We start from the raw sequence: 14986 nt of genomic DNA on the forward strand, positions 1-14986 counted from the left end.
GTGAGATCCTGCCGATCGCTTCCTGTGGCCGCGCCGACGCGCGGAAGGGACCAGCCGTCAATCAGTACCTCGGCGACCGCTGTCAGGGGTATGGCGCAATCACTCCGTGTGGCTGCGCGCGGTCACTCTTCGCGACGCATAGTACCGGTAGTCGGTTCCTGACACCAATAGCCGTTCGATGTGATAACGCGCAGCCGCCCCCAATCTATTTCCCGGCGGGCCGGCCGCGTCCCGGCGCGCTAACCGCCGGACGGCCGAGATCGGCCGAGGTCAGGGGGGACCGCCCTGATGACCCGGCCTGGCGTGGTATTTCAAAACCATCCGAATAAGCCGCCCGGGCGGGGTGCGATGGCGGATTGGCGGTTGCCGGGTTTCACCGGGTTGCGCGAACTCGGCCGCGGCGCCCGGGGCCGGGTGATGCCCGCCCGCGATGGCGGCGAACTCGTCGCGATCAAGTATCTTGCGCCGGAACTGACGGTCGATGAACGCCCGCCGGAACGGTTTCGCGGCCGGGTCCGCACGCCGGCGCGGGTGGACGATCCGCCGGGGCGCCATGAGCCGGTGTTCCCCGGGCCGGCCCCGGTGATCCGCAAGAGCCCCGCCGGGACCGGCCGCCGCGCACGCTCCCCGGCGGCGCCCGCCCCGCGCCGGCGTGCGGACGGCTCTTTGAAGCGCGCCCTTTCCACGCCGGCCACGACCGGATGCCCGTTCGGGTGCGTCTCATCGATCGTCTGGTGAAAACCGCGCTGCAAGGAGGCCTTGAAGGTGACGAACGCTTGGCGGCTGGCGGAGTTCGAGGAGATCCGCGAACTGGGCACGGGCGCGCAGGGGCGCGTGGTGCTGGCGCGGCACCGCCGGGCGGGCACTCCCGTGGCGATCAAATACCTGGAGTGCGGGGAGGGCGACCGGGAGGCCATCGAGCGGCTGCGCCAGGAGGCGATGCTGCTGGGCAAGGTCTCCGACCCCCACGTGGTGCGCCTGTACAGCTTCGTGGTCGGCGAGCAGGGCGCCGCGCTGGTGATGGAGGCCATCAACGGGGTCTCCCTCAAGGAGATCCTGGCCCGGCACGGCGCGCTCTCCCCGGAGGCCGCGCTGACGGTGCTCAAGGGCTCGCTGCTGGGGCTGGCCGCCGCGCACGCCGTCGGGGTGGTCCACCGCGACTACAAGCCCGCCAACGTGGTGGTGCGGGCCGACGGGCTCAGCAAGCTGATCGACTTCGGCGTCGCCACGCTGGCCGGCGCCGGATCCCGCTCCGGCACCCCCGCTTACATGGCCCCGGAGCAGTGGGCGGGCCACCCCGCCACTCCGGCCACCGACGTGTACGCGGCGACCTGCGTGTTCTTTGAATGCATCACCGGTTCCAAGCCGTTTTCCGCAGACAACGCGGCGGCGCTGATGCACCGGCACCTGACGGCTCCCGTCCCCGTCGAGGCGGTTCCCGAGCCGCTGCGGCCGCTGCTGGCGCGCGGCATGGCCAAGGACGCCGCGCACCGCCCGCCCGGCGCGGCGGCGTTCGTGACCGAGCTGGAGGAGGCCGCCTCCGCCGCCTACGGCGCGGACTGGGAGCAGCGCGGCATCCGCGCCCTGGCGGCCGGTGCGGCGGCGCTGGCGGCGCTGTTCCCGCTGGCCGCCGGGCTGATCCCCACGGCGGCGGGGGCCGGGACGGCGGGCGCCGGTGCCGGGGCGGCCGGCGTGGCGGGCGCCGGGTCGGCGGGGACGGCCGGAGCCGGGATGTCCGGGGCGGCGGCCGGGGCGGCGGGAGCCGGCTCGGCCGGGGGCGCCGGTGCCGCGGCCGCCGCAGGCGCCTCGGCCGCCGGTGGTGCGGCCGCCGGCGGCTCGGCGATCGCGGCCACCGCCGGGACGGGCCTGCTGGCGACGGCGGGCGCCAAGGTGACGGCGGCCGTGGCGGGCACCGTGCTGGCGATCGGGGCGGGCACCACGGCGGTCGTGGTGGCGGGCGGCGACGACGGGCCCGCCGTGCCCGCCGCGCAGAACGTCGCCGTGCGCACCCCCACGCTGCCCGAGCGCGTGATCGAGCTGGGGGGAGGGCAGCGGCTGATCGTGGAAGGCGCCCAGTACGTGCAGATCTCCGGGCATTCGGACAGCGCCGTCCAGCAGCGGGTGAACGCGGCGCTGCGCAGCCCGCTGGATACGGCGATCGAAGGCGCGCAGCGGTTCGTGCGGGAGAACCCCGAGATGGGCCGTCCGGGGCCGGGCGGGGACTGCCAGGGGGCCAGCCTGTCGGCCAAGGCGGTGCCGGGGCTGCGCAACGGCAGGCTGGTGTCCGTCCGGTATGAGCTGAAGGGCGGCTGGGTCTGCAACACCGACTACATCACCGACTGGGTGAGCACGGTCACCGTCGCGCTGGACACCGGCAAGGCGCTGGCCCTGTCCGACATGTTCGCCCCGGCCACGCTCACCCAGGCGGGACTGGACGGGCTGTGGCGGCGCTTCCCCAAGCCGACGCCCACCCCTGATGGGCTGCTGGAACCGTGCCGCCCGCCCGCCAGGCTGCGCCCGGCCGACCTGCGTCCGGTTTCGGGCGGGTTCGCCACGCCCGTGGTCGTCGGCTTCACCGATGCGGCGATGACGCTGTCGGTGTCCACCGATGAGGGGGCGGCGGGCTGCATACCGGTGACCCTCAGCGTCCCCCACGACCGGGTGCGCGACCTGCTGCGGCCGGAGTTCGCCGCGATGCTGGCCGGCCGGGCTCCCACGCCGAGCAGGTCGTGACGCGGCCGGCCGGCCTCACATGCTGCCGAAGCCGACCTTGCGGTTGTTCTCCTCGCCGATCTCCAGGTAGCCGATGCGGTCGGCGGGGATCAGCACCCGGCCGCCGCGCTGGTCGTGCAGTGCCAGCACGCCGTGCTCGGCGGCCAGGGCCTCGGCCAGCGCCCGCTCCACCTCGTCGGCCGACAGCGACGTCTCGATGACCAGTTCCTTGGGCGTGTACTGCACCCCGATACGTACCTGCACCATGCTCCCTTCGGCGGGACTGCCCCGCTTCCGATGTTCGCACGCGCGGGTGGGGAGAGGGCCGATCTCCGCTACGCCAGGAGCGTACGGGCCGGGAAAACGCTCGCGGGCCGGACGACCACGGCGGTCGTCCGGCCCGCGAGCGCGACGGGCCGCGGCCGGTCAGCCGGCCACGGGGAAGCCGGAGATGCCCCGCCAGGCCAGGCGGGCGATCAGCTTCTCGGCGGTGTCCTTGGGGATGGAGCGGTTCTGCGACAGCCAGTAGCGGGCGCTGACCTCGGCCATGCCCACCAGGCCCATGCCGAGCAGGAACGCCTCGTCGGCGGGGGCCTGGGTGTCCTCGGCGATCACCTTGGCGATCATCTCGGCGCACTGGTGGTTGGCTCGCTCCACCCGGGCCCGCACCGGCGCCACGTTGCGCAGATCGGACTCGAAGACCAGCCGGTAGGCCTCGCCCTCGCCGGCCACGAAGTCATAGAAGGCCTGGATGCTGGCCTGCACGCGCCGTTTGTTGTCGGTGGTGGACTCCAGCGCCTCACGGACGATCTTCACCAGCGACTCGGCGTGCTCGTCCAGCAGCGCCAGATACAGCTCCAGCTTGCCGGGGAAGTGCTGGTAGAGCACCGGTTTGCTGACGCCCGCGCGCTCGGCGATCTCGTCCATCGCGGCGGCATGGTAGCCCTGCGCGACGAACACCTCCTGCGCCGCGCCGAGCAGCTGCCGCCGGCGGGCCAGCCGAGGCAGCCTCGTGCCACGTGGACGGGCGTCCGGGGTCGCGGTCACCACACTCTCCGATCGCGTCGTCGGGCGGCGCGCCTCGCCGCCTCCGGTGTCGATTCCATCATCCTACGCGTCGGTAACCTCACCGGTCATCCGTGCACCGACGCCATGGCCGGACGCCGGTCAACGGTAGTCGTCCTCGTCGAACTCCACGACCCGTTCCTGCTCGGTGTAGTCGGCCTCGTCGACGTCCAGGGGAAGCTCGCCGGACCAGACCGGACGGTCCTCCTCCTCCTCACCCACCGGCAGGCGCTGCTCGGCCGCGTCCGCGTCCGGGGCCTCGACGTCCGGCACGTCCATGTCGTCCATCTCGCTCATGAAACCCCCTTCGTTGGACCGCTACAGCCGTTCGGCCAGCTCGCGCAGCGGCGTCTCCACGGCCTCACCGTAGGTCGGGAAGGCGTGCACGGTGTCGGCGAGCACACGCAACGGGATCTGTGCCCGGATCGCCAGCGTGACCTCACCCATCCACTCCTCAGCGTACGGGCCCACGGCGGCGGCGCCCGCCAACAGGCCGGTGGACCGGTCGGCGTACAGTTCCACCCGGCCTTCCATCCGGCTCTCCATGCGGCCGCCCGGTCTGCCCGATCCGCTGTCTTCGATCCTGCCTCGGACGGTGGCGGCCAGATCGTACCCGGCGCTCAGCAGCTCCAGCCCGGATTTGCGGGCATGTCGCGGAGAGAGCCCCACGGCGTACACCGACGGGCTGGTGAACACCACCCGGGGAATCGCCCGCCGGTCGGCCTCGCGGCGCTTGCCCAGCACGTTGTCGACCACGATCCGGGCCTGGTAGGCGGCGGCGTGCGCGGTGTCGGCGCCGGTCACCTCACCGGCCGCCCACAGGTGCTCGGCGCCGCTCACCCGGCAGGTCTCGTCCACCGGCAGCGGGTCGCCCGGCGCGGGCCGCACGCCCAGCGTCTCCAGGCCCAGCCCCTCGGTGCGCGGGCGCCGCCCGACGGCCACCAGGATCCGGTCCGCTTCCAGGGTGCCGCCGTCGGTCAGCCACAGCCGCAGCCCCGAGCCGGTGCGCTCCACCTTGGCCGGCTCGGTGCCCAGCCGCAGGTCGGCGCCCATCCGGCGGAGCGCCCCGGCCAGCGTCTCCCCCAGGAAGGCCGCCTCGTCGGCCAGCAGGCTCTCGGCCGGTTCCACCACGGTGACCTGGGAGCCGAAGGCGGCGTAGATCTGGGCCAGCTCGCAGCCCACCGGGCCGCCGCCCAGCACCACCAGCCGGCGCGGCAGGTCGGGCACGGCCAGCGCCTCGTCGCTGGTCCACAGCGGGGCGTCGGCCATCCCCTCCACGCCCGGCACCACCGGCTCGCCGCCGGTGCAGATCACCAGGTCGGTGTACTCGTAGCCGGTGCCGTCCACCTCGATGCGGCCGGGGGCGGTCACCTGCCCGTAGCCGCGCAGCACCGCGATCCCCTCCTCGGCCAGCCGGGCCGCCGTCGCGGCGTCGTCCAGGTGCCCGGTCAGCTCGTCGCGGCACGCGATGGCGGTCTCCCAGCTTTCGCCCCGGCGGGCCGAGTGCAGCAGCGACTTGGACGGCACGCAGGCGAAATACGGGGACTCCCCGCCGACCAGCCGGTTCTCCACCAGCGCCACCCGGCGTCCCGCCTGTGCCAGCCCGCGGGCGACCAGCACGCCCGCCGTTCCCCCGCCCAGCACCACGACGTCGTAGTGAGGGTTCTTTATCACCGCCACCTTTGTCGTTCCTCCGCGTCAACCTTGGTGAGCCCGTGCGACCTCACCGCCCGCTCGGGCCGATCGCACAGGGCTCGACATCCCCGTAGGGCAATGGTGGCGGAACCGCGGCGCCGCTGCGTGCCCAATCGGACACATAACGCACCGGCATATGAGAGATGTCATGCCTTGCTCAGGGCAGGGGTGGTCCCTCCTCCAGCAGCGGCGCCATCAGGTCGCCGTGCCGTTGTACGCGCTCCAGCGCCTGGTCGGAGAAGAACACCAGGTCGGCGGGGTCTTCGCAGTTTTCGACCTCTTCCCAGGCGAGGGGGGTGGACACCGCCGGGCCGCCGGAGGCGCGCATGGAATAAGGGGCGACGGTGGTCTTGCCCGGGTCGTTCTGGCTCCAGTCGATGAAGATCTTGCCTTTGCGCAGCCGCCGGTCCATCCGGGCGGTGACGTGGCGGGGGGCGTCGGCCTCCAGCCGCTTGGCCGCCTGCTCGGCGTACTGCCGGGTCCGGCCGGTCTCCCGCACCGGCACATACAGGTGCAGGCCCTTTTTGCCGCTGGTCTTGGGGTAGGCGCGCAGGCCGTCGTCGGCCAGCAGGGCGCGCAGCGCGCAGGCCACCCGGCAGGCGTCCACGATGGTGGTGTGCGGGCCGGGGTCCAGGTCGAAGACCATCAGGTCGGGGCGGTGCACCCCGCCGCGCGGGCCGACCCGCCATTGCGGGACGTGCAGTTCCACCGCGGCCAGATTGGCCAGCCACACCAGGGTGGGCAGGTCGTCGACCATCACGTAGTCGGCCGAGGCCCGCCCTTTGGCGCTGCCCGGGGTCGGCAGGTTCACCGTGCGCACCCACGGCGGGGTGCCCGGGGGCGCGTTCTTTTCGAAGAAGGACTGCCCGGCCATCCCGTCGGGGTAGCGCTTGCGGGTCACCGGCCGGTCCCGCAGGTGCGGCAGCAGGACGGGCGCGATCCGGGTGTAGTAGTCGATCAGCTCGCCCTTGGTGAACCCGTGCCGGGGGTAGAGCACCTTGTCCAGGTTCGACAACCTGAGCTCCCGGTCCTCCACCCGGACGCGGACCCGCTCGCCGCCGCTCACGGCGGCGCCTCAGCGGGGTTCATAGGTGACCTCCCGGGGGTCCTTGTCGTCGCGCAGGCCGCGCCAGGACGGGGCGCGCAGGTGCCCCTCCCTGGTCCACACGCCGTAGGCGACTTCCCCCACCAGGACCGGTTCAACCCACTGGGCGTCGCGGGCGAGCTCGCGGGGGAGGAGCTCGTCATAAGGGCTGGTGAGACAGCGCAGCGGCCACAGCCGCTCGTAGATGTCCTCCAGCGCCCGGTCGGTGAAGCCGGTGCCGACCTGCCCGGTGAAGCGCAGCGCCCCGCCGTCGTCGTAGGCGCCCAGCAGCAGTGAGCCGAAGCCGCCCTCGCGGCGGCCGCGGCCGGGCTTCCAGCCGCAGATGATCACATCGCGGGTCTGGAAGTTCTTGACCTTGCGCCAGAAGTCCACCCGCCGGCCGGGCCGGTAGGGGGAGTCCACCCGTTTGGCGACCACGCCCTCCAGGCGCTGCTCCCAGGTGTACTCCACCAGTTCCTTGACCTGGTCGGTGTCGGCGGCGTGCAGGTGGGGCGGGGCCTCGAAGGGGCCGGCGCCGGCCAGGTCCAGTTCCTCCAGCAGCTGCCGCCGCTGCAGGTAGGGCAGGTCGTAGAGGGGGCGGCCGTCCAGGTAGAGCACGTCGAACACCACGTAGCGGACGGGCACCTGGCGGACCAGGCGGGGGTCGGGGCGATCGAGGTGCATGCGCCGCTGCAGCCGTTCGAAGCTGGGCCGGCCGTGCCGGAAGGCCACCACCTCGCCGTCGAGGACGGCCTCGCGGCCCGGCACCAGGTCCACCAGCCCGGACAGCTCCGGGTAGCGGCCGGTGACGTCCGCGCCGCGGCGTCCGGCGGCCCGCACGCCGTGGGGGGTGACGTGGCAGACGACGCGCACGCCGTCCCACTTCAGCTCCAGGCACCAGCGGTCGGCGTCCTCCGGCAGGTCACCGGTGGCGGCCAGCATCGGGGCCACCGGCCACGACATGCTCATAGGTGGGTTCTACCCCGCAACCCAGGAGATGGAAAAGGATCCCACAGGACATGTAGCGCAAAACGCATGATATTGCGAGGCTAGGGAAAGCGCGCCCCGGGGTAAGGAGCCCTCATGCGCAGCATCTGGAATGGCGCGATCTCCTTCGGCCTGGTCACCATCCCGGTCAAACTGTATGCGGCCACCGAAGAACGGGATGTGACCTTCCACCACGTTCACCGCGATGACGGCGGGCGCATCCGGTACCGGCGGGTGTGCTCGCTGGACGGGCGGGAAGTGCCTTATGTGGACGTCGCCAAGGGATACGAATTGCCCAATGGCGACATGGTGGTGCTCACCGAAGAGGACTTCCTGGATCTGCCGCTGCCGACCAAACGCCGCATCGAGGTGCTTCAGTTCACCCCCGCCGATCAGGTGGACCCGATCTACTTCGACCGTTCCTACTATCTGGAGCCCGACGAGGGCGGTGCCAAACCCTATGTGCTGCTGCGCGACGCCTTGGAGCGGTCGGGCCTGGTGGGCGTGGTCAAAGTGACGCTTCGGCAGCGCGAGTCGCTGGGCGCGCTGCGGGTGCGGCAAGGGGTGTTCGTCCTGGAGACGATGCTGTGGCCGGATGAGGTCCGCGCCCCCGACTTCGAATTCCTGCAGGAGGAGGTTCGGGTGCGCCCTCAGGAGCTGGCCATGGCCGGGGCGCTGATCGAGACGATGACGGGGGACTTCGACCCGGCCGCCTACACCGACTCCTACCGGCGGGCGCTGCTGGAGGTGATCGAGGCCAAGATCGCGGGTGCTCAGGTCGTCCGGCCCCAGCCGCCGCCGCAGCCGCCCCCCGCCGACCTGCTGGAGGTGCTGCGCGAAAGCGTCGAGGCCGCCAAGCGGAACCGCGCCGCCGCACAGCGGGAGCCGCCCGGCCCTGAAGGCGGCGGCACGGCCTGAACCTTTTCCGGCACGTGGCCCAAGACGCCGGGGACGAAAGCCCGGCTGGTCTCCGGCGCCCGCGACGTTGCAGGCCACGGCATCGCCCCGGCTGTGAGGCCCCCGCATGCGACCTGCGGGACGGCGTGGTGAAAAGGTGCACCGGGCCGACCCGCCGCCCCCGGGCCCGTCCGGGGACGGACCCGGGGACCGGCTGCGGTGTCAGCGGCGCCCCAGGTCGCCGAACGGCACCGTGGTGCACACCAGGCGGTCGCCGGCGTCCCCGGTCTGCGGGTCGGTCTCCTTGGAGTGGATGACCACCGACTTGGCCGCGCCCTTGGGGATCCGCCAGGAGCGCAGGGCCATGGCGCGGGCGGTGCGGTCCGGGCCGACCGTCAGGTCCAGCCAGATCTCCCGCGCCATCAGCGGCGCCCGCCGGGGCACCCGCGGGCTCTGGTAGTGCGGCCCGGAAGAGGCGGGAGTGCGCCCGCACGCGTTGACGTGGACGTGGACGCCGAACCGCTTGCCCACGGCGCTGGCGGGGAACCCGGAGGCCGCGATGCCCACCCAGGTGCCGCCGGCGAGCTCCCCGGTCTGGACCGTGGTGCGGATCCCCCGCCAGGAGCGGTGGTAGACCTTGGTCGGCCCGGTGACCTCGATGGCGCGGACCCTGGAGACGACCCGGTCGCCCGGGTCGGCCAGCGCCGGGGCCACCGGCGCCGCGACGGCACCGGTCATGGCGCCGGCCATGGCCGTGATGAACGCGGTATGTCTCAGCAGCGACATGGCTGCCTCCCCGTGAGATGACTCAATGTGTCCAAGTAATTACGAAGAGAAATCATGTTCGTCTCGGTGCAGCAGCTCAAGCAGCCGCTCCCAGCGATCCAGCACCGTGTCGGGGTGCAGCCGCCGCACTCCGGCCACCGCGTTGTCACCGAGCTTGCGGCGCAGATCCCCGTCGCCCATCAGCCGCCGCAGCGCCGCCGCCAGCGCCGGGACGTGCCCGGGCGGCACCAGCAGCCCGTCCACCTCGTCGGTCAGCAGCTCGCGCACGCCCGGGGCGCAGTCGAAGGCCACCGCCGGCAGCCCGCACGCCATCGCCTCCATCAGCGACATCGGCAGGCCCTCCTGGCGGGAGGGCAGCAGGAAGACCGACGCCTGCGCCAAGGCCGCCGCGGCATCGGGGGCCGGCCCGCAGAACTCCACCGTCCCGGCGATCCCGAGCGCGCGGGCCTGCGCGCGCAGCGCCTCCTCCTCCGGGCCCGAGCCGTGGATCCGCAGCCGCCAGCCGGGGTGGGCCGCGCTCGCCTCCGCCCACGCCTCCAGCGCCATGTCCACGCCCTTCTCATGCGACAGCCGCCCCAGGCAGGCCACCACGGGGGCGTCCAGATCGGCGCGGGCGGCGGGGGAGAAGGGCAGCGGGTTGGGCATGTGATCGACGTTGGTCATCCCGGCCCGCGCCCAGGCGTCGGCGTCCTCGGCGGTCAGCGTCAGCATCCGGTCGGCGGACGGGTACAGCTCCCAGATCCGGCGGTACCGGGAGGAGGCGCGGGCCGCCTGGTAGGACTCGTGGCTCATCGCGATCACCTTCAGCCCGCCGGTGCCGGCCAGGCGCACCCACTCCATCGCCCACACCTGGGCGACGATGACCACCCCGCCGGGACGTGCGGCGCGCAGCAGGGCGGCCAGCCGCTCGGCGCCGCGCCGCTGCACCGCCGTCCGCCACCGGTCGCGCAGGCGGGCGCGCACGTTCAGGCGCGCCCACGCCGAGGCGGGCCGCCACGCCAGCGCCGGCGGCCGCCACGGGCCGTGCAGGGTGACCACGCGGTAGGGGGCGCGCGGCCGCCGCGGGTGCGGCTCGGCGGAACGGGCGATGCCCACCAGCGTGACGCGGTGCCCCCGGCCGGTCAGCAGCTCGGCCGTCCGGTGCGCCCACCGCTGGACGCCGCCCAGGTCGTCCACGGTGTTGCAGACGATGAAGATGTCACGTCCGGTCACGGTCACCCCCGCCGAAGATCAGCTCGACGACCCGCGCGGCGGCATCGCCCCGGTCGTACTCGCCGAAGCGGGCGGCGAACGCGCGGCGGCGGGCGGCGTGGGCGTCGCGCTGGGCCGGCAGGTCCGCCAGCGCCGCCAGCAGGGCGTCCTCCTCGCGCAGCAGCGGCCCGGGGGCGTGCTCGGCCAGGTCGAAGTAGCAGCCGCGGTCCCGGCCGGTGTACTCCTCCAGGTCCGGCACATAGAAGATCATCGGCCGGTCCAGCAGGGCGTAGTCGAACATGATCGATGAGTAGTCGGTCACCAGCGCGTCCGCCAGCAGCAGCAACGGGGTGACGTCGGGGATGTGGCCGACGTCGCGCACCGCCGCTTTGGCCTCCGGCGGCAGGGAGACCCTCGTCAGGTAATGCGGGCGCACCAGCATCACGTGGGTGTCGCCCAGCTCGCGGGCGAAACGCACCGGGTCGAACGGCAGCCGCAGCGGGGCGGCCTTGCCGCCGCGTCCGGGACGGAACGTGGGGGCGTACAGCACCACCTGCCGTCCCGCCAGGCCCAGCGCGCGGCGCAGCGCCGCCAGTTCGGCCGGGTCGCCCCCGTTCACCAGCGGGTCGTTGCGCGGATAGCCCACCGGCAGCAGCCGGTCCGGCGCGACGCCCAGCCCGCGGGCCAGGGTGTCGACATCGTGCCGCGAGCGCACCAGGAAACGGTCGAAACGGCCGGTCATGCGGGCAAAGCGCGCCTGCTCGGCGCGTCCGGCGCGCTTGAGCTCGGGATGGTCCAGCCCCATGCGCTTGAACGCCGAGCCGTGCCAGGTCTGCAGGTAGGTGGTGCCGCGGCGCTTGCGCAGCCCGCCGGGGAAACCGTGGTCGTCCACCCAGAACTCGGCCCGGGCCAGCGCCAGGTGGTAGGCCCACGAGCCCCGGCGGACCAGGCGGGCATCGCGCGGGAAGCCGCGCGGAGAGCCGGCATACGACCACACGACCCGGATGGGCCGGCCCGACCGGCGCAGCTCCTCGTAGATGTAGCGGGGGTTGCCCGCATAGCAGGCGCCCATCCGGCTTTCGAAAACGGCGGTGCCCTTGCGGATCGGCAGCCGCACCAGCAGCCGGTTGTAGACGGCCTGCTTGGTCTTCTGGCTGCCGAGCCTGCGCCGCACGTCCTGCTCGGCCGCCCGGATCCGCCGCCACAGCCGGCGGCCCGCCCGCGTCGCGGCCGCCCAGCGCACGGCCCGGCGGGCCAGGCGGTGCCGCAGCCGGCGCCCGGTGAGCCGGAACGCCACCCGGTCCTGCCGGGTGCGCAGCGGCACCAGGCGGTCCCCGGCGAGCCGGGTCAGTCTGGGACGCGCCGGCAGCTCCGTCTCCAGCACCGTCTCGTCGGCCGGGCGCGGCCGCAGCGCGGTGCGTTCCCCGTTGACGCTCAGCCGCAGCCACAGATCCCACACCGGGTCGATGAACCCCCACGGCCGCAGCACCCGGGACGGCAGGAAGCACGCCCGCCACTGCAGCCACCCCTTGCGCCGGGTGACCTCGGCGGGCACCGACAGCACCCGGCCCTTGCGCCGCCGGTCGGCGAACTCCACGGTCAGCTGCACCTCGGCGTCCGGGGGGATCCGCTCCAGCGGGTTGTGCACCCGCCCGGCCATCAGCACCAGCGGGCCGCATCGCCGCAGCCGGGTCAGCGTGCAGACGGGCCGGACCCGGCTCGGCGGGGCGGTGTGGATGCCCAGGTCGGTCACGTCGAGCACCGGATGCGCCGGATGCCCCTCCAGCCGCCCCCAGTACACCCGGCCGTGCCGTTCGGTCAGCTCCGTCAGCAGCTCGGGAACCCGGCCGCGGCCGTACTCGGCGGCGGCCAGCGCCCCCTCCAGATCCCCGCGTCCCAGCAGGAAGGCGGCGATGGCGGGCATCGGGTTGGCCTTCTGCCAGACCCGCTCGTCCAGCTCGGCCATGTAGGCGGCGGCCAGCTCCAGGAAGCGCCGCTGGTAGTCGGCGTCGCGTCCGCGCAGTTCGCGCAGGTACAGCAGCAGGTCGTGGTTGACGAACTTGGCGTCCTTGTGCAGCTTCAGGTCGGCGGCGCCGCGGGCGCGCAGCACCGCGTCGATCCGCCGGTGGACCTCCAGCCGGTCGGCGAAATTGCGCAGCTCGGCGCGGCGGCTGGAGATGGACCCGCCGTCGGGCCGAGGCTGCTGCCAATGCCAGGTGTAGACGCGGTGCGGGATGAGCGCGATCCGCCGGGCCGCCAGGTAGGCCTGCGTGCTGAACAGCAGGTCCTCATAGTGCACGTCCTCGGCGAAGGACAGGCCGCAGGCGGTCAGGAAGTCCCGGCGGTAGCACTTGTTGGTCGACAGCGTGTCGTACAGCAGGTCGGGGTTCTGGGTGATCGACTCATAGACCGCCCGCCGGGCGTACAGCCACGGGTACCACGCGTGCCCCCGGTCGCCGGGGCGGTCCGGGCGGGTTCGCACGCACCGTCCCGACACCAGGTCGGCGCCGGTCTCCTCGGCCGCGGCGACCAGGTTCAGGCAGGCGTGCCGGTCCAGCACGTCGTCGCTGTCGAGGAACATCACATGCGCGCCGCGCGCCTGCGCCAGCCCGGTGTTGCGGGGCCGTCCGCAGCCGCCGGAGTTGCGCGGCAGGTGCAGTGCGCGCACCCGCCCCGGGTGGGCGGCGGCCAGCTGCTCGGCGACCTCGCCGGTGCCGTCGGTGCTGCCGTCGTCGACGATGATCGTCTCGACCGGGCCCAGCGACTGGGCGAGCACCGAGCCGACCGCCCGGGGAAGGCGCGCGGCGTCGTTGTAGGCGATGACGATGACGCTGACGTCCGGCCGCATCCGGGCTCCTTCCTTCCCGCCGGGTCCGGTGGTCCTTCCCGGGCGGCCGCCATGGGCATTCCGGTCAAGATCAAAAAGTCCGTCAAAGCGGGTATGTCTGTTGCGTGACGGAGGGGGGCGAGCAGCGTGACGGATGGGACGGCCGGTACCGTCGGGGGGAGGCATGCCGGCGGGCCGCGACGCGGCCTGTGCGGAGGGGAGGGCGAGGTGGCCGCGTCATGACGCGGATCGGCGCGCGGGAGCTGATCGGCCGGATCCTGGACGCCGGCAGGTGGACCTCCTGGGACACCCCGCCCCGCCGGGTCGCCGCCCCCGGCTCGGCGTATGAGGCCGAATTGGCCGCGGCACGGGAGCGCACCGGCTGCGACGAGGCCGTGATCACCGGGGAGGGGCTGCTGCGGGGCCGCCGGGTGGCCTTCGTGGTCTCCGAGTTCGGCTTCCTGGCCGGGTCGATCGGGCTGGCCACCGCCGACCGGATCGTGGCGGCCGTGGAGCGGGCCACCGCCGAGCGGCTGCCGCTGCTGGCGGCACCCTCCTCCGGAGGCACCCGCATGCAGGAGGGCACCGCCGCGTTCGTCCAGATGGCGCGGATCACCGCCGCCGTGATGCGGCACCGCGCCGCCGGGCTGCCCTACCTGGTCTACCTGCGGCACCCCACCACCGGCGGGGTGCTGGCCTCCTGGGGGTCGCTGGGGCATGTCACGGCCGCCGAACCCGGGGCGCTGATCGGCTTTCTGGGGCCCCGCGTCTATGAGGCGCTGCACGGCGAGCCGTTCCCGCCGGGCGTGCAGGTCGCCGAGAACCTGGCCGCCAAGGGCGTGGTGGACGCCGTGGTGGGCATCGACGAGCTGCCCGACGTCGCCGCCCGCGCCCTGTCGGTGCTGTGCGCCGGGCAGGCGCCCGCCCGCGGCGGCCGGCCCCGCCCGGCCGCGCCCGAGCCGGCCGCCGACGACACCCCGGCCTGGGAGTCGATCGAACGCTCCCGCCGCGCCGACCGGCCGGGGGTGCGGGAGCTGCTGCGGTACGGCGCCCGCGACGTCACCGTGCTGTCGGGCACCGGCGAAGGGGAGGCCGACCCGGGGCTGCTGCTGGCTTTGGCCAGGTTCGGCGAGGCGGCCTGCGTGGTCGTCGGGCAGGACCGGCGCAGCCAGCGCAGCGGCCACCCGATCGGCCCGGCCGGGCTGCGGGTCGCCCGGCGCGGCATGCGGCTGGCCCGCGAGCTGCACCTGCCGCTGCTGACCGTGGTGGACACCCCCGGCGCGGTGCTGTCGGCCGAGGCCGAGGAACGCGGGCTGGCCGGGGAGATCGCCCGCTGCCTGGCCGAGCTGACCACGCTGCCGGGGCCGACGCTGTGCGTGCTGCTGGGCGAGGGCACCGGCGGGGCGGCGCTGGCGCTGCTGCCCACCGACCGGGTGCTGTGCGCCCGCCACGGCTGGCTGTCCCCGCTGCCGCCGGAGGGCGCCTCGGTGATCGTCCACCGCACCACCGCCCGCGCCGCCGAGATGGCGCAGGCCCAGGGCGTGCGCTCGGCCGACCTGCTGGCCGCCGGCATCGCCGACCACCTGCTGCCCGAGTGTCCCGACGCCGCCGCAGAGCCGCGGGCGTTCTGCACCCGGACCGCCGCCGCGATCGCCGCGCACCTGGCCGAGTTGACCGCCGCCGACCCCGCCGACCGCATGGCCGCCCGCGACCGCCGCCTGCAGGGACCGCCGCCCGCCTAG

The 14986-nt window shown here is 73.9% G+C and carries 13 protein-coding genes; 4 read left to right on the plus strand and 9 right to left on the minus strand.

Annotation, left to right across the window (positions count from 1 at the left end):
• The first annotated feature begins 348 nt into the window (after positions 1-348).
• Positions 349-738 (plus strand): protein kinase family protein, encoded by a 390-nt coding sequence (locus TCUR_RS05920; RefSeq protein WP_012851568.1) that lies wholly within the window; start codon positions 349-351, stop codon positions 736-738.
• Positions 739-765: 27 nt separating this feature from the next.
• Positions 766-2733, plus strand: coding sequence for a serine/threonine-protein kinase (locus TCUR_RS27450; protein WP_012851569.1), 1968 nt, complete (start codon positions 766-768; stop codon positions 2731-2733).
• Between the two features lie 15 nt (positions 2734-2748).
• Here TCUR_RS27450 and TCUR_RS05930 read toward each other — a convergent pair whose 3' ends face one another.
• The 6 genes from TCUR_RS05930 to ligD (TCUR_RS05955) all read right to left on the minus strand — a co-directional run bounded on the left by TCUR_RS05930 (position 2749) and on the right by ligD (TCUR_RS05955) (position 7525).
• Positions 2749-2979, minus strand: a complete 231-nt coding sequence (locus TCUR_RS05930) for a DUF3107 domain-containing protein (RefSeq protein WP_012851570.1) — start codon at positions 2977-2979, stop codon at positions 2749-2751.
• A 159-nt stretch (positions 2980-3138) separates the two neighbouring features.
• Positions 3139-3759 carry a TetR/AcrR family transcriptional regulator gene (locus TCUR_RS05935; RefSeq protein WP_012851571.1) on the minus strand — a complete coding sequence of 207 codons (621 nt, stop codon included), beginning with the start codon at positions 3757-3759 and terminating at the stop codon, positions 3139-3141.
• Positions 3760-3879: 120 nt separating this feature from the next.
• Positions 3880-4074, minus strand: a complete 195-nt coding sequence (locus TCUR_RS05940) for a hypothetical protein (protein WP_012851572.1) — start codon at positions 4072-4074, stop codon at positions 3880-3882.
• A gap of 21 nt (positions 4075-4095) precedes the next feature.
• Positions 4096-5457 carry a dihydrolipoyl dehydrogenase family protein gene (locus TCUR_RS05945; protein WP_012851573.1) on the minus strand — a complete coding sequence of 454 codons (1362 nt, stop codon included), beginning with the start codon at positions 5455-5457 and terminating at the stop codon, positions 4096-4098.
• Positions 5458-5629: 172 nt separating this feature from the next.
• Entirely contained in the window at positions 5630-6538 is a 909-nt protein-coding gene (ligD, locus tag TCUR_RS05950; RefSeq protein WP_012851574.1) for a non-homologous end-joining DNA ligase, read from the minus strand.
• Between the two features lie 9 nt (positions 6539-6547).
• The gene (ligD, locus tag TCUR_RS05955) at positions 6548-7525 is read right to left on the minus strand and encodes a non-homologous end-joining DNA ligase (protein ID WP_041439345.1); all 978 of its coding nucleotides are present in this window, start codon (positions 7523-7525) and stop codon (positions 6548-6550) included.
• Between the two features lie 114 nt (positions 7526-7639).
• Here ligD (TCUR_RS05955) and ku point away from each other — a divergent pair, with 114 nt between their 5' ends.
• Complete coding sequence (ku, locus tag TCUR_RS05960) at positions 7640-8461, plus strand: non-homologous end joining protein Ku (protein ID WP_012851576.1); 822 nt, start codon at positions 7640-7642, stop codon at positions 8459-8461.
• A 201-nt stretch (positions 8462-8662) separates the two neighbouring features.
• Here the strand turns inward: ku and TCUR_RS24715 are convergent, their stop codons facing one another.
• From TCUR_RS24715 to TCUR_RS05975, 3 genes are read right to left on the minus strand one after another with little or no spacing between them, the layout of a single operon-like run.
• Positions 8663-9226, minus strand: a complete 564-nt coding sequence (locus TCUR_RS24715) for a superoxide dismutase family protein (RefSeq protein WP_012851577.1) — start codon at positions 9224-9226, stop codon at positions 8663-8665.
• 39 nt (positions 9227-9265) lie between these two features.
• Complete coding sequence (locus TCUR_RS05970; protein ID WP_012851578.1) at positions 9266-10438, minus strand: glycosyltransferase; 1173 nt, start codon at positions 10436-10438, stop codon at positions 9266-9268.
• On the minus strand, positions 10425-13265 hold the full coding sequence (locus TCUR_RS05975; protein WP_012851579.1) for a bifunctional glycosyltransferase/CDP-glycerol:glycerophosphate glycerophosphotransferase: 2841 nt from the start codon (positions 13263-13265) through the stop codon (positions 10425-10427). Before TCUR_RS05975 ends, TCUR_RS05970 begins: the two co-directional genes overlap by 14 nt.
• A 218-nt stretch (positions 13266-13483) precedes the next feature.
• Here TCUR_RS05975 and TCUR_RS05980 point away from each other — a divergent pair, with 218 nt between their 5' ends.
• Complete coding sequence (locus TCUR_RS05980; protein ID WP_012851580.1) at positions 13484-14986, plus strand: carboxyl transferase domain-containing protein; 1503 nt, start codon at positions 13484-13486, stop codon at positions 14984-14986.

The organism is Thermomonospora curvata DSM 43183 (assembly GCF_000024385.1).
Classification (GTDB): Bacteria; Actinomycetota; Actinomycetes; order Streptosporangiales; family Streptosporangiaceae; genus Thermomonospora; species Thermomonospora curvata.

What these genes read in the sequence shown, in the direction of transcription:
- TCUR_RS05920 (WP_012851568.1), top strand. Translation starts at nt 349, where the DNA reads ATGGCGGATTGGCGGTTGCCGGGTTTCACCGGGTTGCGCGAACTCGGC.
- TCUR_RS05930 (WP_012851570.1), bottom strand. Translation starts at nt 2,979, where the DNA reads ATGGTGCAGGTACGTATCGGGGTGCAGTACACGCCCAAGGAACTGGTC.
- TCUR_RS05940 (WP_012851572.1), bottom strand. Translation starts at nt 4,074, where the DNA reads ATGAGCGAGATGGACGACATGGACGTGCCGGACGTCGAGGCCCCGGAC.
- ligD (WP_041439345.1), bottom strand. Translation starts at nt 7,525, where the DNA reads ATGAGCATGTCGTGGCCGGTGGCCCCGATGCTGGCCGCCACCGGTGAC.
- ku (WP_012851576.1), top strand. Translation starts at nt 7,640, where the DNA reads ATGCGCAGCATCTGGAATGGCGCGATCTCCTTCGGCCTGGTCACCATC.
- TCUR_RS24715 (WP_012851577.1), bottom strand. Translation starts at nt 9,226, where the DNA reads ATGTCGCTGCTGAGACATACCGCGTTCATCACGGCCATGGCCGGCGCC.
- TCUR_RS05975 (WP_012851579.1), bottom strand. Translation starts at nt 13,265, where the DNA reads ATGCGGCCGGACGTCAGCGTCATCGTCATCGCCTACAACGACGCCGCG.
- TCUR_RS05980 (WP_012851580.1), top strand. Translation starts at nt 13,484, where the DNA reads ATGACGCGGATCGGCGCGCGGGAGCTGATCGGCCGGATCCTGGACGCC.